The organism is Microbacterium suwonense, from assembly GCF_030296555.1.
Classification (GTDB): Bacteria; Actinomycetota; Actinomycetes; order Actinomycetales; family Microbacteriaceae; genus Microbacterium; species Microbacterium suwonense.
Genome location: NZ_AP027728.1, coordinates 2,104,898 through 2,124,024, shown reverse-complemented (window position 1 = coordinate 2,124,024; position 19,127 = coordinate 2,104,898). Strand labels below are relative to the sequence as shown.

The 19,127-nt window shown below is 69.8% G+C and carries 21 protein-coding genes; 19 read left to right on the top strand and 2 right to left on the bottom strand.

Features of this window, described 5'->3' with window-relative positions; translation table 11 throughout:
• Nucleotides 1–45: 45 nt before the first annotated feature.
• The 19 genes from QUE33_RS10635 (at nucleotide 46) to QUE33_RS10545 (ending at nucleotide 17,640) form a co-directional block, all read left to right on the top strand.
• Complete coding sequence (locus tag QUE33_RS10635; protein ID WP_286299855.1) at nucleotides 46–660, top strand: hypothetical protein; 615 nt, start codon at nucleotides 46–48, stop codon at nucleotides 658–660.
• Complete coding sequence (locus QUE33_RS10630; RefSeq protein ID WP_286299854.1) at nucleotides 657–2,027, top strand: RDD family protein; 1,371 nt, start codon at nucleotides 657–659, stop codon at nucleotides 2,025–2,027. Before QUE33_RS10635 ends, QUE33_RS10630 begins: the two co-directional genes overlap by 4 nt.
• Entirely contained in the window at nucleotides 2,024–2,848 is an 825-nt protein-coding gene (locus QUE33_RS10625; RefSeq protein WP_286299852.1) for a PP2C family protein-serine/threonine phosphatase, read from the top strand. Before QUE33_RS10630 ends, QUE33_RS10625 begins: the two co-directional genes overlap by 4 nt.
• The gene (locus QUE33_RS10620) at nucleotides 2,845–4,269 is read left to right on the top strand and encodes an FHA domain-containing protein (protein WP_286299850.1); all 1,425 of its coding nucleotides are present in this window, start codon (nucleotides 2,845–2,847) and stop codon (nucleotides 4,267–4,269) included. The genes QUE33_RS10625 and QUE33_RS10620 overlap by 4 nt, the downstream gene beginning before the upstream one ends.
• Nucleotides 4,266–6,002: a serine/threonine-protein kinase gene (locus QUE33_RS10615; protein ID WP_286299847.1), complete on the top strand. Its 1,737-nt coding sequence runs from the start codon at nucleotides 4,266–4,268 to the stop codon at nucleotides 6,000–6,002. Before QUE33_RS10620 ends, QUE33_RS10615 begins: the two co-directional genes overlap by 4 nt.
• Entirely contained in the window at nucleotides 5,905–6,621 is a 717-nt protein-coding gene (locus tag QUE33_RS10610) for a hypothetical protein (protein ID WP_286299845.1), read from the top strand. Before QUE33_RS10615 ends, QUE33_RS10610 begins: the two co-directional genes overlap by 98 nt.
• Before the next feature lie 82 nt (nucleotides 6,622–6,703).
• On the top strand, nucleotides 6,704–8,053 hold the full coding sequence (gene eccD / locus QUE33_RS10605; protein ID WP_286299843.1) for a type VII secretion integral membrane protein EccD: 1,350 nt from the start codon (nucleotides 6,704–6,706) through the stop codon (nucleotides 8,051–8,053).
• A gap of 3 nt (nucleotides 8,054–8,056) precedes the next feature.
• The gene (locus tag QUE33_RS10600) at nucleotides 8,057–8,761 is read left to right on the top strand and encodes a type VII secretion protein EccB (RefSeq protein ID WP_286299841.1); all 705 of its coding nucleotides are present in this window, start codon (nucleotides 8,057–8,059) and stop codon (nucleotides 8,759–8,761) included.
• Nucleotides 8,653–9,372, top strand: a complete 720-nt coding sequence (locus QUE33_RS10595; protein WP_286299840.1) for a type VII secretion protein EccB — start codon at nucleotides 8,653–8,655, stop codon at nucleotides 9,370–9,372. The genes QUE33_RS10600 and QUE33_RS10595 overlap by 109 nt, the downstream gene beginning before the upstream one ends.
• Entirely contained in the window at nucleotides 9,372–10,649 is a 1,278-nt protein-coding gene (locus QUE33_RS10590) for a S8 family serine peptidase (RefSeq protein ID WP_286299837.1), read from the top strand. Before QUE33_RS10595 ends, QUE33_RS10590 begins: the two co-directional genes overlap by 1 nt.
• A 107-nt stretch (nucleotides 10,650–10,756) precedes the next feature.
• The gene (locus tag QUE33_RS10585; protein ID WP_286299836.1) at nucleotides 10,757–11,506 is read left to right on the top strand and encodes a hypothetical protein; all 750 of its coding nucleotides are present in this window, start codon (nucleotides 10,757–10,759) and stop codon (nucleotides 11,504–11,506) included.
• Nucleotides 11,507–11,522: 16 nt separating this feature from the next.
• Nucleotides 11,523–12,086: a hypothetical protein gene (locus QUE33_RS10580; RefSeq protein WP_286299833.1), complete on the top strand. Its 564-nt coding sequence runs from the start codon at nucleotides 11,523–11,525 to the stop codon at nucleotides 12,084–12,086.
• Nucleotides 12,023–13,243 (top strand): hypothetical protein, encoded by a 1,221-nt coding sequence (locus QUE33_RS10575; protein ID WP_286299831.1) that lies wholly within the window; start codon nucleotides 12,023–12,025, stop codon nucleotides 13,241–13,243. The genes QUE33_RS10580 and QUE33_RS10575 overlap by 64 nt, the downstream gene beginning before the upstream one ends.
• Before the next feature lie 33 nt (nucleotides 13,244–13,276).
• Nucleotides 13,277–14,137 carry a hypothetical protein gene (locus tag QUE33_RS10570; RefSeq protein ID WP_286299830.1) on the top strand — a complete coding sequence of 287 codons (861 nt, stop codon included), beginning with the start codon at nucleotides 13,277–13,279 and terminating at the stop codon, nucleotides 14,135–14,137.
• Between the two features lie 2 nt (nucleotides 14,138–14,139).
• A complete protein-coding gene (locus tag QUE33_RS10565) occupies nucleotides 14,140–14,907 on the top strand; it encodes an FHA domain-containing protein (protein WP_286299829.1) in 768 nt (255 codons plus the stop codon).
• Nucleotides 14,908–15,013: 106 nt separating this feature from the next.
• Nucleotides 15,014–15,436 carry a DUF2510 domain-containing protein gene (locus QUE33_RS10560; RefSeq protein WP_286299827.1) on the top strand — a complete coding sequence of 141 codons (423 nt, stop codon included), beginning with the start codon at nucleotides 15,014–15,016 and terminating at the stop codon, nucleotides 15,434–15,436.
• Between the two features lie 232 nt (nucleotides 15,437–15,668).
• Nucleotides 15,669–15,809 (top strand): hypothetical protein, encoded by a 141-nt coding sequence (locus QUE33_RS10555; RefSeq protein WP_286299825.1) that lies wholly within the window; start codon nucleotides 15,669–15,671, stop codon nucleotides 15,807–15,809.
• A 106-nt stretch (nucleotides 15,810–15,915) separates the two neighbouring features.
• Nucleotides 15,916–16,281 (top strand): hypothetical protein, encoded by a 366-nt coding sequence (locus tag QUE33_RS10550; RefSeq protein WP_286299823.1) that lies wholly within the window; start codon nucleotides 15,916–15,918, stop codon nucleotides 16,279–16,281.
• A 12-nt stretch (nucleotides 16,282–16,293) separates the two neighbouring features.
• On the top strand, nucleotides 16,294–17,640 hold the full coding sequence (locus QUE33_RS10545; protein WP_286299822.1) for a hypothetical protein: 1,347 nt from the start codon (nucleotides 16,294–16,296) through the stop codon (nucleotides 17,638–17,640).
• 49 nt (nucleotides 17,641–17,689) lie between these two features.
• On the opposite strand, the gene QUE33_RS10540 is transcribed toward QUE33_RS10545, so the two are convergent.
• Entirely contained in the window at nucleotides 17,690–17,884 is a 195-nt protein-coding gene (locus QUE33_RS10540) for an FHA domain-containing protein (protein WP_286299821.1), read from the bottom strand.
• A 26-nt stretch (nucleotides 17,885–17,910) separates the two neighbouring features.
• The gene (locus QUE33_RS10535) at nucleotides 17,911–19,062 is read right to left on the bottom strand and encodes an RDD family protein (protein ID WP_286299819.1); all 1,152 of its coding nucleotides are present in this window, start codon (nucleotides 19,060–19,062) and stop codon (nucleotides 17,911–17,913) included.
• Nucleotides 19,063–19,127 lie beyond the last annotated feature (65 nt).

The window sequence follows — 19,127 nt, the reverse complement described above, 5'->3', positions numbered from 1 at the left end:
TCCCAAACCGCAGGTTCTGCAGCCCCCGCCTCCCCGCAGGAGCCGGTGGATCTTCCGCCGACCGTGCCGGACGACCGCGAACCCGAGGACGACTCGCCGAACATCCTCGGCATCCTGGGCGTCATCCTTGCCATCGGCGGCGTCTCGCTGCTGGTGCTGCTCATCCTCAGTTCACCGCTCATCGTGATCGGCGCATGGAAGGCGTCACGGCGTCGAGCGCGCCGCCATGCCGAGCGCGCCGCCGATCGCATCAGCGGCGGCTGGGACGAACTCACGGATCGCGCGATCGACTACGGCGCACGGTTCGCACCGGGCGGCACCCGCGCCGAAGAGGCGATGCACGTTTCGACGGCGCTCGCGATCCCGACGGTCACATCGCTGGCCGATCGCGCCGACGACCAGGTCTTCGGTCCGCACGATCCCAGCCAGGAGGACGTGGAGGCATTCTGGGCCGAGGTCGATTCCGTGGTCGGCGGGCTCGGCCGGGACGCCGGATTCCTCAAGCGGATGAAGGCGCGGCTCAGCGTGCGCTCCCTCACCGGAAGCGGTCGCATGGCCGCGCGGGTGCAGGAGCTCAAAGACGCGGCGACCGCGCGAGTACGCGGTGAACCTGGCAACATCGACAGCAGCAGCACGCGACCCGAGAGCGAGACCCCATGACGATGCTCACCTTCGGCGAGGTCGCTCCGATCAAGCGACGGGCCTTCGCCTACCTCATCGACGCCGCCATCGGGTTCGCGATCAGTGCGATCGTCCCGATGATCATCATGATGCTGGTCGCCACCGCCAGCGGCAGTCTTCTCGCCGCACTGGTCGTGGCGGGTCCGCTGTTCGGCATTCTGGGTCTGGCGTGGTTCGTGGTCTACACGGTGATGCAGGGCGGGCGGGGCTCCATCGGTATGCGCGCGATGGGCGTGTGCCTGGCGGATGCGACGACCGGCGGTCGGCTGGGCTTCGGCCGCGCGCTGCTGCGCAACGTGATCTGGGGCCTGGCCGCATCGATCGTGGTGGGGTACTTCTCGGTGCTGTTCGACGGTTCCGGACTGTTCCAAGGGTGGCACGACAAGGTGGGCGGGGCGGTCATGCTCGACGGACGGCCGGAGAGCGCCCGGAACATGCCGCCGCTTCTGGACACGACTCAGCCGCCGCTGGTGCCGAGCGGGATCCGCTCCCGGTCGGCGGCGCCCGGGGTTGCCGCGCCGGGCTTCCCGGGAGCCGACTCCCAGACGCCGCCGCAGCCGCCGGCGCCGCAGACGTCGATGCCGGGGTTCGCGCAGCCGCGGTCGGGTGTCCCCGTTCCCGCGGCACCCGTGCCCACGCAATCCGCTGAGGCAGAGCCGGCTCTCGCCGCGCCGGAGGTCGCATCGGCTGCGGCTCCGGATGCCGTCGCACCGGCCGATGAGGAGTTCGCGGAGCACACTGTGCTCACTCCCCGCATCGGCCGCGACGTGCCCGAGGGCGGTGGCCTGCCCGACGATCCGCTGATCTCCTTCGTGCCGGGCGTCACGCAGGAGCCGTCGGGGCGACAGCCCGAGCCCGTGCAGCCTCAGCCGGTGCAGCCTCAGCCGGTGCAGCTTCAGCCCGTGCAGTCGATTCCCGCTCCGGGCGCTCCGGCGGCCGCCGGGCCCGAGCCCTCTCTCGTGCACCGCGGCGAGGACGAGACCGAGGACGAGGACATCGAGTCCACGCGCATCAGCGTGCCCGGTCACCGGCTGGTGTTCACCTGGGATGACGGGCAGCGCTCGACGGTGTCCGGGCGCACGGTGTTCGGACGCAACCCGGAGGAGGGTGACGGTGCCGTCAACGTGGCCGTCCGCGATGAGACGCGCTCGCTGTCGAAGACCCATTTCGAGGCGGGCGCTGATGCGCGCGGAGGCTGGGTAATGGATCGGCAGTCCACCAACGGCACGACAGTGGTGCGCGAGGGCGTGCGCATCGCCTGCCCGCCCGGGCAGCGTGTGCCCGTGCGTCTGGGCGATGCCCTCGAGATCGGTGACCGCATCGTGACGATCGGGGGCTACGTATGACCGCTCCGGTGCTCACCGCCTGCGGCGGCGCGAGCGACGTCGGCGCCCGCCGAAAGCTCAACGAGGACGCCTATCTCGCCTCGGCGCCGCTGTTCATCGTGGCCGACGGCATGGGCGGGCACGACGCGGGCGAGATCGCCAGCGCTACCGTCATCGAGCACTTCTCCAGCCTGATCGGGCAGGAGGCGCTGTCGATCGGTCAGGTGCGGGATGCGCTGGCATCCGCCCGTTCGGCAGTCGGATCGCTGGGACAGCACGGTGGCCCCGGAGCCGGCGCCGGAACCACGCTCAGCGGCGTGGCGATCGCCGCAGTGGATGGGCTCGGCTACTGGCTGGTGCTCAACATCGGCGACTCCCGCACCTATCAGTTCGCGGGAGGAGTGCTCGAGCAGATCACGGTGGACCACTCCTATGTGCAGGAGCTGATCGACGACGGCGAGATCACGCCCGAGCAGGCGAAATCCGATCGGCGCCGCAACATCATCACCCGCGCCATCGGCGCGGGAAGCGTCGGGGATGCCGACTACTGGCTGTTCCCGGCGGAGATCGGAGATCGGATGCTGGTCTGCTCGGACGGCCTGACCACCGAGCTCTCCGATGAGCGGATCGCCGAAGTGCTCGGCGCCGAGTCCGACCCGCAGCGGGCTGCGGACATCCTCACCGCCGATGCCGTGCAGGCTGGCGGACGGGACAACGTCACGGTGGTGGTCGTCGATGCGCTGACCGTCGCGTCCGCGCGCGGTGTGCACGTGCAGGCCGATGAGGCAGAGGAACTTGACGACACGCGTCCGCGTGCCGCGCGGGATGGAGGAATGCGATGAGTGACATGGTCTACCGGCCGGGAGCGTGGCAGGTCGTCGTCGAGGAATCCGGCGTCGCGGCTCTCCCCGCCGACGCGAGCTCCGATAAGGTCGTCGCACTCTCCGCCATGCTCAGCAGAGGGGTGCCGTCGCTGACGGAGGTGATCGACGTGCTCTCCGGTGGCGCCATCACCGGCCTTGGATCCTTCGCCGTGGCGCTGATCGATGCAGGCGGAACGCGGTTCGCGGTTCGCGGTGCGGTCACGGTGCGCACCGGGTACGACGAGGGGTTCTCGGGCGAGGACATCACCACCTGGAGCGAACGCTTCATCGCGGGCGGGGCCCGCTTCGAGGTCGCCTTCGGCGATGCGGCCGACGTGCCCGAGTATCCGATCCGCTCCGGCGTGGTGCTCGCCGCCGGCATCCGGGTCGGCGATCCGTTCCAGGTGCCGGAAGCGGATGCTGCGGAGCCGTCGGAGACGGGCGCCTCCGACCCGAGCGATGCGGACGCCGTCGAGTCGCCCGCTGTCGTGGCCGATCAGCCGGAGGCCGAGCCCGGCGACGAGCCGGAGCCCGTCGAAGACGCCGGGCCGGGGCCGGAACCGGCCGCCGAGCCCGGGCCCGAGTCCGGGCTCGAAGCGGAGCCCGAGCCGAATCCCGAGCCCGAGCCGACTCCGGAGCCCGAGCCGACTCCGGAGGAAGCGGCCTCCGATGGGATCCAGACCGAGACGATCACCCCCGAAGAGGTGCTGCTGGCGCGGGGCTCGTCCGAGCACCCGGAGCCCGAGCACCCGGAGCCCGAGCACCCGGCGTCCGCCGCCGAGCCGGCGGATCTGTCCGAGACGATCGCACCGCCCACGCATGCCGAGGCTGCGGCACCCTCGGCATCCGTCCCCGAGGCGGACGCCGGCCTCACCGTCCCGCCGCCGATCGCCGTCCCAGAGCCGGCCCTCGCCGCCGACGCCCCGGCAGTCGACATCGGCGACCACGACGGCGCTACGATCTCACTCGCGGAGGCACGGCGGCTGCGCAGCGCCTCCACCGCACCCGACGCGCCCACCGAGATCATCCCCACCTTCCCGGGCGAGGCCGTCGCTGCGAGGCCGGCACGGATCCGCCTGTCGACGGGCCAGGTGGTCGAACTCGACCGGCCGGTGATCATCGGGCGCAAGCCGCGCTCCACGCGCGCGAGCGGAAGCACCCTGCCGCACCTGGTCGCCGTGGACAGCCCGCAGTCCGATATCTCACGCAACCACCTCGAGGTGCGTCCGGAGGGGGACTCGGTCGTCGTCATCGATCTGCACACCACCAACGGGTCGACGCTGCTGCGGCAGGACTCCGATCCGGTGCGGCTGCACCCCGGCGAGCCGACGCTGGCACTCGGCGGCGATGTGATCGACCTGGGCGACGGTGTCACGGTCTCGGTCGAGGAGTTCGGGTGAGTCGGGCTCCATCGCCGCCGCCCGAGCTGCCCGGGTTCTCGTACCTGCGGCCGCTCGGCACCGGCGGGTTCGCCGATGTCTTCCTCTACGAGCAGCAGCTACCCAAACGCGAGGTCGCCGTCAAGGTGCTGCTGGCCGACCGCCTCAGCGCCGGTGCCGCTGAGGAGTTCACCAACGAGGCGAACGTGATGGCGCTGCTGTCGACCCACCCGGCGATCGTCACGATCTACCAGGCGGGTGTCGCGGAGGACGGCCGGCCTTATCTGGTGATGGAGTACTGTCCCAAGCCGAACCTGCAGCTGCGCACGCGCAAGGAGCCGCTGTCAGTCGCGGAGGCGCTGCGCGTGGGCGTCCAGGTGAGCGGCGCCGCCGAGACCGCGCACCGGGCCGGCGTGCTGCACCGCGACATCAAACCGGCGAACATTCTCGTCACGGCATACAACCGCCCCGCCCTGACCGACTTCGGGATCGCCTCGACCACCGGTGCCGAGGGCGATGCGGCGGGGATGTCGATTCCCTGGTCGCCGCCGGAGTCGTTCGCCGACAACCCCAGCACCAGCGTGCGCACCGACGTGTACGCGCTCGGTGCGACGGTCTTCACACTGCTGTCCGGGCGCTCGCCGTTCGAGCGCAAGGGCGAGCGCAACACCAGCGCCGATCTGATCGAGCGCATCGAGCGGATGGCGGTTCCGCCGCTCGATCGCGCAGACGTTCCTGACAGTCTGCAGGCGGCCCTCGCCCGTGCGATGGCCAAGCGGCCCGATGATCGCTATCCCAGTGCCGTGGCGTTCGCCCGCGCACTGCAGAAGGTGCAGATCGAGCTGGCGCACTCCGTGACTCCCATCGACATCGTCGACGAACACCCCTCGCACGAGGAGCTGGAGGACGACGACGACGGACTGACGCGCGTACGCGAGGTCCGCTCGATCAACCCCGACACGCAGACGTCCACGCGCCCGTCGGCGACCACCGTGCGCAAGCTCCCGGATGCTCCGGCAGACGCTCCGCGGTTCGACAGCCCGCCGGCAGCGGGCGCCTCGGCGGAATCCCTGGAGCAGACACAGCGGCGCACGCCGTCGACGCTGCAGCTCTCGGACGACGACGAGGCCACCGTGGTGCGTCGGCCCACCGTGGTGGCACCCGAATCGGCTGCACCGCAGACCGCACAGCCCGGGCCTGTCGTCCCGCCGGCCGGCGAGGACGCGTCCCCATCCGCCCGACGTCGCGGAATGCCGTGGTGGGGATGGCTCGTCGCGGCGGCCGGGGTCGCCGTGCTCGTGATCGGCACAGTCTTCGCGGGAGCCATCACCGACGCGCTGGTGCCGACGCCCGAGCCGACCGTTCCGACCAGCTCCGAGCCGAAGGATCCGATCGCCGGGAGCGTGCCGGCGGTGACCGACCTGGAGGGCAGCGTCACCGGCGGTGCGGTGACCTTCACGTGGAAGAATCCTGCGCCCGAGGAGGGCGACGGGTACATCTGGTACGAGGTGACGCTCGACGGAGAGCGCGAGCCGCACACCACGGATCAGACCAGCGTCACCCTCGAGGGGACGCACGAGGGACGCACCTGCATCGAGGTGCTCATCAAGAGGAGGACGGGCGCGCGTCGCCGCAGCCCGTCAGGGGGTGTGTGGGTTGATGGAGATCACAGTCGAATACGCGGGCGAGTACTTCTCGCTCGATCCGGAGCAGCCGTTCCACGTCGGCCGTCAGGGCGATCTGGAGCTGGATGACAACCTGTTCCTGCATCGCAACTTCCTGGAGATATCGCACTCCGACGGGTTGTGGTGGCTGACCAATGTCGGTGCGCGGCTGACTGCGACGGTGACCGACTCGTCGGGCGGTGTGAACGCCTGGCTGGCGCCGGGGGCACGGCTGCCGATCGTGTTCGAACAGACCACGGTCGTCTTCACCGCGGGGCCGACGACCTACGAGTTCACGATCCACGCGAAGGGACCGGCCTTCCGTATCGCGCCCCGCGACAGCGCGGATGACGGGCAGTCGACGATCGGGCACGTGCCGTTGACCGAGAGCCAGAAGCTGCTGATCCTGGCGCTCGCCGAGCCTGTGCTGCGCCGTGAGGGCACCGGTACCAGCGAGATCCCCAGTTCGGCGAGCGCCGCCGAGCGACTGGGCTGGACGAGCACGCGCTTCAACCGAAAACTCGACAACGTCTGCGACAAGTTCGACCGCATCGGCGTGCAGGGCATGCGCGGCGGGCAGGGCAAGCTGGCGACCAACCGGAGAGCCAGACTGGTCGAGCACGCGGTCTCCAGCAGGCTCGTGACGAAGGACGATCTGGGGCTGCTGGATGCCGCGGCCGCCGGGACGGATGACGACACCGGGGCGTAGCGGGAGCGGCGTGCGGCGCACGCCCGGCAGATCGGTCGCGCGATAATGTGAAGCGCGCGTGTTCAATGAAAGCGGGGGATCCATGTCGCCTCAGACGACAGCTGTCGTGCCGTCGCTCATGCGTCTCTCGGTGCAGTGGGAATCCGAGCGCATCGACGTGGGTGTGCCCGGCGGCGTGCCGGTCGCCGAGGTCCTCCCGTCACTGACCCGGCGCCTGCGCATGCTGGACAGCATGTCGGCCTCGGCGGGGTTCCGCCTGCTGCGCGCCGACGGAACGGCGCTGGACGCCGACCGCACCCTCGCGGCGCAGTCCGTGCACGACGGTGACTTCCTCGTGCTCGAGCAGGGTGCGACCTCATCGACGTCGAAGCGCTATGACGACCTCGTGGAGGCGGTGGCCGACGTCGTAGAGGAGAACGCTCCCGCGTGGTCGGTGCAGAACTCGGTGACGACGGCGACGGTGGTGGCATCCGTCCTGCTGCTGCTCGGACTTGTCCCGGCGGTGTGGGCGTGGGCGGACACGGGTTCCATCGTCACCGCCGCGGGCGCAGGCGCTGCGGCTGTCGTGCTGCTGATCTGCGCCCTGGTGATGGATCGCACGGGTGCACCGCAACAGGCTGCGATGGCGCTGGCACTGGTGTCGTCGGTGTATGCCGGCGCAGCCGGCTTCACCGTGATGCCCCGAGGCGACGGATGGGGTGTGCCGCTGGTCATCGGCAGTGCCGGGATGCTCGTGTTCGGAACGATCACGATGCTGGCGCTCAAGCGGCAGCGGGAATACGGGCTCATCCCCGTCACCCTCGGCGCCACGCTGGTGGCGATCGGCGCCGTGATCGCCTGGCTCGATGCGCCGGTCGCATCGACGCTGGCTGCGGCGATGGCGGTCGCCGGCATCGCCGGGCTCGGTGCTCCGTGGATGGCGCTGGCATCCGTGCCGCTGCGCGTGGTCTCGGCACGGGACGACTCCGAGGTGTACGACGCACCCCCGCGCATCTCTCCGGAGGAGGTCGCCAGGCTCTACGTCCGCGCTCACCGGTACCAGGTGGCGCTGCGGATATCGCTGTGCCTGATCGTGCTGGTCGCCACCGTGCCGGTGGTCTCCTCGGGGCTGTGGGGACTGCTGCTGTGCACGGTGACGTTCATCGGCATGTTCCTGGGGACCAGGCAGGTGTACTCCCGCTTCGACATCGTGGCCGTCGCGTCGGGGGTGCTGTGCGGAGTGGTGCTGGGCGTCGTGGCGGCGATCCTCACGCATCCGGAATGGATCGGCGGTCTGGTCGTGGGACTCGCGGTCGCCGCAGTCTGCGTCATCGTCGTCGTGCTGCTCAGCGCCAAGGTGCGGCTGGGGATGACCCGCTTCGCCGACTTCGCCGAGTGGGCGACCATTGCGCTTTTGCTGCCGCTGGCCATCATCGCCGGGGGCTGGTTCTAGCCCATGGCATCCAAATCCGAGCTGCTTCAGGCGCAGGCCTTCAACCGCCGTCGTCTCCAGACAGCGTTCACCAGCGGCGCGCCCGGCGGGCGCGAGCTGCCACCGGGCAAGCCGCTCAGAGGCGTCGTCGTCAGCGTCGCGCTCGGCATCCTGACGGTGATCGTCTCATTGCTGATCGGAACATTCACCGGCAGCCTGCCGAAGGACTGGGGCGACGGCTCGATCATCGTCGTGCAGGGTGAGGGCGCGCGATACGTCGCACTGAACGACACCCTCTACCCGGTCAAGAACCTGGCGAGCGCACGGCTGCTGGTCGGCTCCGCGAAGATCACCTCCGTGCCGGCGGGCAAGCTCGACGGCATCACCCGCGATCCATCGCCTGTCGGCATCGACGGCGCCCCCGACTACCTTCCCGCGCCCGACCGGCAGTACGACGGCGCGTGGCTGAGCTGCGTCGCCGCCGGCCGTCCGCTGGAGTTCACCACCCGTCTGCTCGGCGATCCGTCTGGGCCTCACGACCAGGCGGCCCTCGTGAAGGATGACGACGGCGACTACTGGTTCATCGAGGAGCGCGTCGGTATGCGGTCGAGGCCGGCAACGTGGCTGTGGTCGCCAGCGTGTTCCTGGGGATCGACGATGTGCAGTCCGTCCCCACGGTCTCCGCCCTCTGGCTCAACCTGGTCACCCCGGGTACGCCGCTGGCGGTGAACCTCGGCAGCGAACTGGGATCGGATGCCGGCGCCGCAGGCCTCATCGTCGGCCAGGCCGTGCAGACCCAGGTGGACGGGCAGACCGTCGCCGAGTACATCGTCGACGGCAACGGCAGGCTCGTCCCGGCCACGCCCTTCGCCCGCACCCTTCTGACCGCATACGTCGGCATCGACCCGGTGATCATGACCGTCGCCGAGGCGACGAACCTGCGGGACGTGAACTCCTCGGCACTGCCGGATGACTGGCCCGCCCAGGTGCCGGTGCCTACCGAGGATCCCTCCGCGGCGTGCCTGCAGATGAAGCCGGCCGCCGACGGACCAGTGGTGTCGGTGGCCTCCACTCCAGGAGACCTCGGCTCTGGAACCCAGGTAACGCCCGGCGCAGGGGTGGCCGTCACCTCGAAGAGCACGGGTGAGGGCTCCACCTACGGGTTCATCTCGGAGGCGGGAGTGTACTTCCCGATCTCGTCGGCCGAGGACCTCAAGCTGCTCGGCTACACGACCGGCGAATCCGTGACGGTTCCGTCGTCGTGGACGCAGCTTCTCGAGCAGGGGCCGACGCTCAGCCGGGCGATCGCGCAGAGGACGGCGCCGGGGCAGGAGGAGTGATGCGCTGGCGCGGTGTCGCGGCTGCCCTCGGCATCGTCGCGATGCTCGGTCTGGGAGCCCCCGGCGCAGCGGGTGCGACCACAGCCGATCCGGTTCGGATCGGCACGGCGTCCAGCCCCGTGGTCGACGCCGCCACGCAGTGCACGCCGGGTCAGCGCATCCTCACTCCGGGTGCCAGCTACCTGGTTCGCCGACTGGGGCTCCAGGAGGCCTGGCTGCTCAGCCGCGGACGCGGCGTGACTGTCGCGGTGGTGGATTCCGGTGTCGAAGCAGGCAATGTCCACCTGACCGACGCGCTGGTGCCGGGGCACACCACGTTCGGCGACGGGTCCGCCCGGCCGGACGACGACCTCTTCGGGCACGGCACCGCGATCGCCGGCCTCATCGCCGCGCGTCAGGTCGAAGGATCGGGCGTGGTCGGCATCGCCCCCGAGGCGAGGATCATGCCCGTCCGCGCGTTCGAGTCCGCCCCGGAGGACGGGCAGTCCTCGCGCGATCTCGAGGGCCCGTCGGCCACCTCCGTGGCCGCGGGCATCCGGTGGGCGGCCGAGCACGGCGCGCAGATCATCAACGTCTCGCTCTCCGACTCCCAGTCCGTCGACCAGTACCGCAGCGCCGTCGCCTACGCGCGTGCGCAGGGGTCGCTCGTCGTCGCCAGTGCCGGCAACCGCAAGACCGCGGATGCGAATCTTCCCGACCCAGCCCACTTCTATCCCGGAGAGCTCGACGGCGCGCTCGCCGTTGCGGGAGTGCTGCGCGACGGCGCGTGGGATCCGGATTCGTCCTTCTCGGGCGCACACGTCGACATCGCCGCTCCCGGGCAGTCGATGCCCTCCGCCTACATCTCCGGCGGTGACTGCGTCTTCAACGGCGACTCCGCATCGTCCAGCTACGCCACCGCCGTGGTCTCAGGCGCGGCGGCGCTCGTCGCGGCACGCTTCCCGGACGAGACACCCGACGAGTGGGCCTTCCGGCTGACGCAGTCTGCGATGCGCGTCTCACCGGCGCACCGCAGCGACACCGTCGGGTGGGGCGAAGTGCGTCCGCTGGAGGCACTCGCCCTCATCGACGACGGCACGCTGCCCGGTCCGGCTTCCCCGGCGCATCCCGCCCCGGCCCCCGCCCCGCCCGAGAACCGCACGATCGACGTCCGGCCCGCCGCCGATCCGCTCGATCCCGCACGCGCGATCGTCGGCTGGACACTGGGCGCCGGTGCGACGGCATCCGTGATCATGCTCCTTCTCGCTCGCGGCCGAGCCCGGCGCAGGCTGGGCTGAGCCGCGCCGGCGCCCTGGAGCGTGCCGGCATGGGGAGTCCTCCCCTATGGCGAGTTCGGACCGCTCCGTAGGATTGCCTCATCGGTTCAGGACAGAGGGGGCCCATCGTGAGTATGGACATGGCGGATGCCAATCGGCTGATGGCGGAGCTGCAGGAGACTGCGGCGGAGCTGCAGCGCGAGCTGCAGGCGCTGTCATCAGCATCCGAGGCGATGACGTCGGTCACGGTGGAGGACGAGAAGAAGTCCGTCAAGCTCACCCTTGCCAGCAACGGCGCCGTCGAGGCGCTGACACTGGACGAGGACTGGCGCGACAAGATCGGCGAGGAGACGCTCGGTCTCGTCGTCAGCACCTGCTACCAGAGCGCGCTGGAGCAGCGCATCGGGCAGTGGATGAAGTCCTATGCAGAGAACGCCGACGAGGCGGTCGAGACGGCAGACGTGTCCGCGCCCAGGCCGGCGCCCGTGCGCCTCGGCGACCCGAGCTCGGAGTGGGGTGTCGAGGGCCGCGAGAAACTGCGCGAGATGTACGACGCGGCGGATGCCGAGCAGCAGGACTTCCTTGCGCATCGGGCACAGCGCGCCCGTCAGGTTCGGGACGGCGTGAACTCGTCCAAGACGGTCACGGTCACGCGCGAGGGCGACACCATCACCGCGGTGAACCTGGACGAGCGGTGGGTCAGGAACACGAACGACAGTGTCATCGAGCGCGAGATCGTGAGCGCGATGAACGGCGTGATGGCCATGGCCGCACGCGAACGAGAGAACAAGTACGAGGGTTTCCCGGCGATCGAGCAGCTTGTCAAGATCGGGCACAACCCCAGTGAGCTGATGCGCCGCATGGGCGCCATCCGCTGAGGCAGGGAGTAGAGATATGGGCTGGCCCAGTTGGGACGACGTGAAGAGTGCGGGCAGCAAGCTCGTCGACGCTGTCAATCCGGTGGATGAGATCATCGACGGCGGCAAGGCGCTGCTCGACGGCGACCTCCTCGGGGTGGTCAAGGCGGGTGTCGACGCGGCGACGCCGATCGATGAGATCATCGGCGCGGGCAACGACCTGCTCGGCCACCCGTTCAGCGGCGGACTGAGCAATAACGGCGGCGTGCAGCAGGCCGACCCGGCGCCGCTTCCGGACGCCCAGGCCGCATCGCTGCTTCCCCCGCCCCCGCCGCAGCCGGCGCCATCGATGTTCGGTCCCGAGGGCGAGGTCGACGTCAAGACCTCCTACCTGCGCAAGGATGCACGCCTGTGGGACGCGGCGGAGAGCTCTTACAGCAGCATCGAGTCCGCTGCCGCAGGTCTGGACATCGAGACGTCTGCCTTCTCGTTCATCGGGGGCAGGCGGCGAGCGCCTACAAGACCTTCCAGGCGACGATGGTCCAGCTGCTGGGCACCGCACCTGAGGCGCACGCCGGCTTCGCCGACTCGCTCCGTCTGACAGCGGATGCCTATGACGAGACCGATCAGGAATCCGCGCACAAGCAGACGAAGGACGTCGGCGGCGACTACCAGCAGCCCAGCGGTGGCGGTGGCGGCGGCGGTGGCGGCGGCGGTGGCGGTGGCGGCGCCGGTGGAGGCGGTGGCAGCGTCGGCAGCGTCGATGGTGGTGGCGGCGTCGTGGAGGAACCGCGCGTCGACGGCGAGGTCGATGGCGACGTCGACGGCAGCCTGGACGATGCCGAGAGGGCACGGGCGGATGCGCAGGCGGATCAGCTCGACGCCCGGGCGGACGCACTCGACAAGCAGGCCGACCAGGCCGATCAGCATGCGGACAAGGCGCAGGAGCAGGTCGAGGCCATCGAGAAGCAGATCGACGAGCTCGAGGATCGCGCCGCCGATCTGGATCGGAGTGCGACGGATCTGGAGCGCCGCGCGACAGAGCTGGATCTGAAGGCCGCGCAGCAGGATGCGGCCGGCGACCCCACAGGTGCACTGCAGAGCCGCACAGAGGCATCGGCGCTGCGCGTCGACGCTGCGGCTCAGCGCGCCGAGGCCGCCGAGATCCGTGCCCAGGTCGAGGAGCTCGAGGCCCAGCGGGACGGGGCTTTCGAGGAGATGACGGATGCGCGTGAAGACGCCGCAGAGCTGCGCGACAAGGCAGCGGACCTGCGTGACAAGGCAGCGGATCTGCACCATGAGGCCGCTGGTCTGGATCACGATGGCACCGACGGTGCGGCCGACCCCGGCAGCGTCGACGAGCCGGTAGATGGCATCGCCGAAGGAGACGGTCCCGAGCTGGCACCCGACCCGAGCGTCGACGGCGATGCGGGCGGCGACTCCGGGGTGGACACCGCTCCGGACCCCGAGTCGCAGCCGATGCCGGAAGGCCAGACGCCGGAGACCCAGCCCGGCGCGGATGGTCAGCCCGGCGCGGATGGCCAGCCCGGTGCAGACGGCCAGCCCAGTGCGGTGACCGATGCCGGTTCGCCCGCGACCGAGCCGGAAGCGCCCGTCGACGGAGTCGACGCCCAACCGCAGCCCGCTACTCAGCCCGATACCGCGGACACCGGCGCCGGGTCGCCGGTGGTCGACGACGCCAGGGAAACCGTTCCTCCCGCATCGGCACCCGCCTGGCAGACCCGGCTCAGCAGCTGATCACAGAACTCTCGACTGGAAGAAGACGTCATCATGGCAATACGGCCCAGGATCCCCGGCGTACCGCATGCACCCCACACGGGGTCACCCAATCGTCCGCCCAGCGCGTTCCACCGCAACGGCTCGACTCCCACCAGCCACCCGCGCGGTTCGTCCGGCAGCGGACGCGACAACGCCGGCGACGTCTCGAAGTCGAAGTCGAAGTTCCAGGAGTTCGTCGACGGGGCGAGCTCCGTGGTGGGTCTGATCAACGGGATTCTCGAGCTGGCCAGCCATATCCCGCTGATCGGCGACATCATCGACAGGATCAACCAGCTGATCCAGAAGATGTTCGAGAAGGTCAACGAGGCGATCCAGAAGACCGCCGAGATCTTCGCCTATGTGGGAAGCCCGACCACGCTGCGCCAGACGGGACTGAGCTGGGTGGAGAGCGTCGGCGCACCGGCGACGCAGGCCACCTCGACGATCATCCCGTCGTCGCTGCCCAGCACCGGTCACTGGACCGGTGAGGCGCACGATGCGTACCAGGCGCGCGTGGAGCTTCAACAGCCCGCCGCCGAGGATCTCTACGACAAGTGCGTGATGATCGACGAGCAGCTGAACACCTTCGCCGATGCGATCGTCGACTTCTGGGTGTCGTTCTCGATCGCGGCGATCACGACCGCGGTCGGAGTCGGGCTCGGCATCGCCGAGATCGTCTCGGTCTTCGGGGCGCCCGGTGGCGTCGCGACGATCATCGCCGAGGTCGTCTCCTTCATCACCGATGTCATCGGTCTGGTGAACATCATCCTCACCGCCAATCAGGCTGCGTCCGACTTCATGATGGAGGTCACCAACAGCCTCGGCTCGACGATGGCGTTCCCCGGCGGTGCCTGGCCGCGTCACGCGGCGTGAACATGCCCGAGATCCAGAAGCAGGGCACACCGGAACCGGCGCAGAGCACCGCGCTACTGCTCGAATTCGGTGCGCAGCGTGAACTCATCCCGGCAGGGACATCGTTCGTCATCGGCCGCGGTGCCGATCTGTCCATCGACGACAATCCCTACGTGCACCGGCGATTCCTCGAGATCGCGGAGCGCGACGGGATCTGGTGGCTGGCCAACGTCGGCTCGGGGCTGACCGCATCTGTCGCGTCGGCCGACGGCCTGGCGCAGTCATGGCTCGCCCCGGGGGCCTCGATGCCGCTGGTGTTCGGCGCGACGACGGTGATGTTCACCGCCGGCGAGACCACGTACGAGTTCTCGCTGACGGCGGACACGCCCTATTACCAAGTGTCCGCTTCCTGGAGTCGCGCTGCCGGCGCGGACGGCGTGGCGGAGCTGCTTTCGCCGATGCAGCGGATCCTGCTCACCGCCCTCGCCGAGCCGATGCTGCGTCACGGCGACGGGGGATCCGTGCAGCTGCCGGCACTGGATGAGGTGGCCGCTCGGCTGGGCTGGTCGATCGAGAAGCTCGGGCGCCGGGTCGACAGCCTGTGCGGCAAGTTCGCGCGGCACGGCATCCGCGGTCTCGAGCGCCGCCCCGACGGCGAGATCCTCGCGTCATCGCGGTCGCGTCTGGTCGAGCACGCCATCGGCGCCCGGATCGTCACCACCGAGGACCTTCCGCTGCTGGACGCATTCGTCGCTCAGGACGACATCGCAGCGGTGGCGTCGAGCCGGTGACATCCCGGGTTCCGCTCCGGCGCGGCTGATATACACGTAGGGACGCGATTCGCGTCAGGGGGCTGTGCGCTTTCGGCGCGCAGGCGATACGACGAGGAGGATACGGATGAGCACTCCGGCTGGGTGGTACGACGATGGCTCCGGACGACAGCGCTGGTGGGACGGCACGCAGTGGACGGACAACTACGCGCCCGGTCAAGCCGCCGCAAGCGCCTCGGCCCAGGCCGCGGATCCGTCCGTTCAGTCCGGCTCAGCTCAGCCCGGCGCGCAGTCGCCCGCCGCGGGCTATCCGCAGCAGGCTGCGCCGGCGCCCTCGGGCCCGAGGCTGACCCCGACGTTGGGGTACATCGGACTGGGCCTGGCTGTGCTCGGCACGATTCTGGCGTGCATCCCGATGGCGATCACGTTCGTCATCGGCCTGCTGGTGCTGCTGGCCGGCTTCGTGGTGTCCTTGATCGCGGTCTTCAAGAAGAACACGATCAAGTGGCCCTCGATCACGGGCATCGTCCTGTCGATCGTGGGGGTGTGATCGGGGTCACCGTGTTCATCATCGTCTCAGTGGTGAACGTCGTCAGCGCGGTCTCCAACGAGTTCCCATCGGGCTTTCCCACCTCGATCACCAGCGAGCAGCCCTCGGCTCCCTCCGCTCCCGGCGACTCCGAGGGAGGCCCTCTGCCGAGGAGATCGGTCAGGCCTACCTCGCCGAGCTCCAGAGCGCCGGTGTCACGGACTACGACGATGAGCCGGCGTTCATCGACTGCATGGGGCAGCAGCTGCACGACTCGGATCTGTCCGATGAGGCCATGAGAGACCTCGTCAACGGCCAGGAGATCCCGGCCGACGAGCAGCCTCTCGCGCTGAAGGTCACCAGCGAGGGCGTGGTGACCTGCGCGACCCGGTGACGATGCGGGTGTGCGCACCCGGATCCATGGGGATCTCTCCCCATGGAGGGCCCGAAAGGCCGCGGACTAGTATCGTCGCGGGCAAGAACTTCGAAGGGGGACGGTAATGGCAGGTGAGGGCATTCAGCTGGATGCGGAGACCGCTGATCGCCAGATCGAACTTCTGCTGGAGAGCCAGGAGATGCTGGAGAGCTCCAGCGAGACGATGGTCAAGCTCGCTGAAGGGCAGACCGCCCTGCTGTGGACGGCCGACGGGAAATGCGTCGATCTCACCGATGAGCTCAAGGCGCGATACGACGCCGCCCGTCTCTGGCTGGAGGAGATCAGCAAGGACGTCGTGGAAGCACGTCTGAACCTGCAGAAGGCCATCGACGAGACGAACCTGCTGGCTGAGATGGAGAAGGAGCGATTCCGCGCGCTGCTCTTCAAGGCCGTCGGGGTCATCTCGCCCACTGGACCGATCGCCATCTGATCGGAGGACATCATGGGAAAGCATCTGGAACGGCTCGACCGTCTGAAGGCCAATCGCATCAGCGTCTTCGTGCTCGGTACCAGGCTGGGTCAGGACATGTTGCAGTTGAACGCGAAGGCAGCGGTCGGAACAGTGACGCAGGGCCTGCAGAAGGCCGCGCGCGAAGAGGGCTTCGAGGGCGATCTCGGCACAGCCATCCACGACAAGCTGATGGCGATCCACAAAGACCTGGGTCTGTTCACGGAGTACCAGGCAGACCTCTCCAAGGTGATCACCCTCGCCAATCAGGCGCTGCAGGATACTGCGAACGGCATCGACGGACTGCCTGCGGCGGGTCTCACCCCGCAGCAGCAGAGCACCATCGACATGGCGGCGAAGACCGGCAGCCCCGTACAGGTCGCACCGGGGGTGACCCTCAGCCCCGAGAAGGCGAGCAAGTGGTACCTGGATCAGGCGGAGGCCGATCAGGAAGAGGCCGCCCGTAAGATGACGGTCGCACTCGACAAGCGCATCCAGGAACTCATCGACGACATGCCGCTGTCGAAGTTCGACAAGAGGAAGCGCAAGAGCGAGTCCTCGGATGAGGACGGCCCCGGGCGGACGCCGACCGTGGACGCCCCGCGACTCGATGACGGCGGAACGGGTGTGACCGTTCCGGGGGACGGTCCCGGCGGCACCGGTGGCGACGATCCTTCGACGAGGAATCCGAGGCCGCGTCAGCCGCATGTGCAGGAGCCGCCCGTCATCCGCGATCCGCGCTGGGATCCGCCGGTGGTCGACCCTCCGGTCGTCGACCCGCCGATCCTGAACCCACCGGTTCTGAACCCGCCCATCATCGACCCGCCGATCGGCGACCCTCGGATCCCCGAGGATCCCAATATCGACGGCGGCACCGACGGTGTCGTTCCCGGTGGACCTCCCGGTGGAGTCAACCCTCCCGGCGGAGTGACCGGACCCGGTGGCGGTATCACGGGCCCCGGCGGAGGCGGTGCTGCAGGCACTGTGGGCGGCGGAGCAGGTGTCGTCGGTCGCGTCGGAGGCGCCGGGCTTCTCGGCGGCGTCGGTCGCGTCGGCGGCGTGGGCGGTATCGGCGGAGTGGGCGGCGTCGGAGGCGCCGGATCAGCATCCGCCTCCGGTGGCAGCGTGGTCGCTCAGTCCGGTGCGGCCGGCGGCGCCCGCGGCATGGTGACCGGTGGCGGCGCAGCGGGCGGTCGTGGCGGCAAGCGCAACCGTCGACGCGGCCTGGATCTGCAGGCCTACGAGGTCGAGGCCGAGGACGAGGAGACGATGCCGGATCTCGGCGCCGCCGGATCGGCTGGACGCGCGCAGTCCGACGGCACGGAGGAGCTCGGCTGGTAACCGACGATGGCGGATCGGCGCGATCCGCCACGGTCGGCATGCCGTGCGGTCAGGCTGCGACCACCCGGATGATGCAGTCGCCGAGCTGAAGCACCATGCCTGGCACCAGACCGAATCTCTGGTGGGGTGTCATCGGGCCGGAGCGACCATCGCCGGTGCGCAGCGACGATCCGTTGCCCGAGCCGAGATCCTCGAACCAGGTCTGACCATCGACCAGGCCGAAGCGACCGTGCGTGCGAGACACGGAGCGGTCTCCGTCGGGCACGGCGATCAGCGCGGCATCCGTGCGCTCCCCTCGGGCAGACTCGGCGCGCGACCGATGTATCCGGTGCCGTGGATCGGCACGGTCGTGCCGTCCTGGAACTGCAGTGCGACGGCAGCACCGGATGCGGGCGCCGCCTGCGGCGACGGCGCGTCAGCGATAGGGAGGGCCTCGGGCTCCGCCGCGCGGGCCGGACGATCGACGATCCTGCGGAAGGCGAGCTCGGCGTCCCCGCCGAGGATCAGTACATCGCCGGCGACCAGGAAGTAGGGGCTCTGCGGTACGAGGGCGGTGACGCCTCCGCCGAGATGACGCACAGAGGCGCCGTTCGCCGACCCGAGGTCCTGCACCCAGAGCTGCCCGTCCTCGACGCCGAAGGAGGCGTGGGTGCGCGACAGCGAGCGCGCCCCGTCCGGGACGCGCACGAGGATCGCCTCGGGAATGGACTCTGGCGCGCGAGGCGCACGCCCGATGAACCCCAGTCCCGTCGCCCGGATCACCGTGCCGTCGGCGAGCTCGAACACGGGGATCGTGCCGACCTCGGTGGGCGCGGGATGAGCCGCGGCAGCAGGTGCAGGCGTCGGTGCGGCCGGCGTGGCAGCAGTGTGCTGCGCGGGGGAGAGGGCGGGAGCGGCGGTGAGCGGAGTCTGCGTGATCGGCGCGGCGGTCAGTGGAACCTGCGTCACCGGGCCGCGTCCGCCACCGGCCGCGGCATCCTGGACGGGAGAGCCGGTGGCGCTCACACGGGCCTCGAGGTTCGGCATCCGATCCGCACCCGGGGCGACCGCCTGGCGCGCCCTGCGCAGATCGATCATCCGTGCGCGGGCGACGCCGTCGAGCGCCCCGGACGCCGCCAGGCTGATCGGAAGCAGCACCGGCACGATGTGCGAGACGCCCATCAGCAGGCTGCGTCCGAACAGACGGGCGGCACCCACGCTCACCGCGTCGTCGCGTCGCACGGTGCGGATGCCGCAGATCACGTTGCCGGGTGTTCCCCCGGTGTGGCCCTCCCAGATCCAGCCGATGACCCAGAGCTCGACCACGGCGACCACGAGCAGCACGAGTGAGCCCGTGGTCAGCCAGACCAGTGCCGCCGCGGCGGCGACGATCGCGACGTCGATCAGGTAGGCGCCGGCTCGCTGTCCGGCAGTGGCCCGCACCTGCGCGGGCGATCGCTGTGCGGAGACGGAGCGTGCCTGCGCCCGCGAAGGAGCCGCGGGAGGAG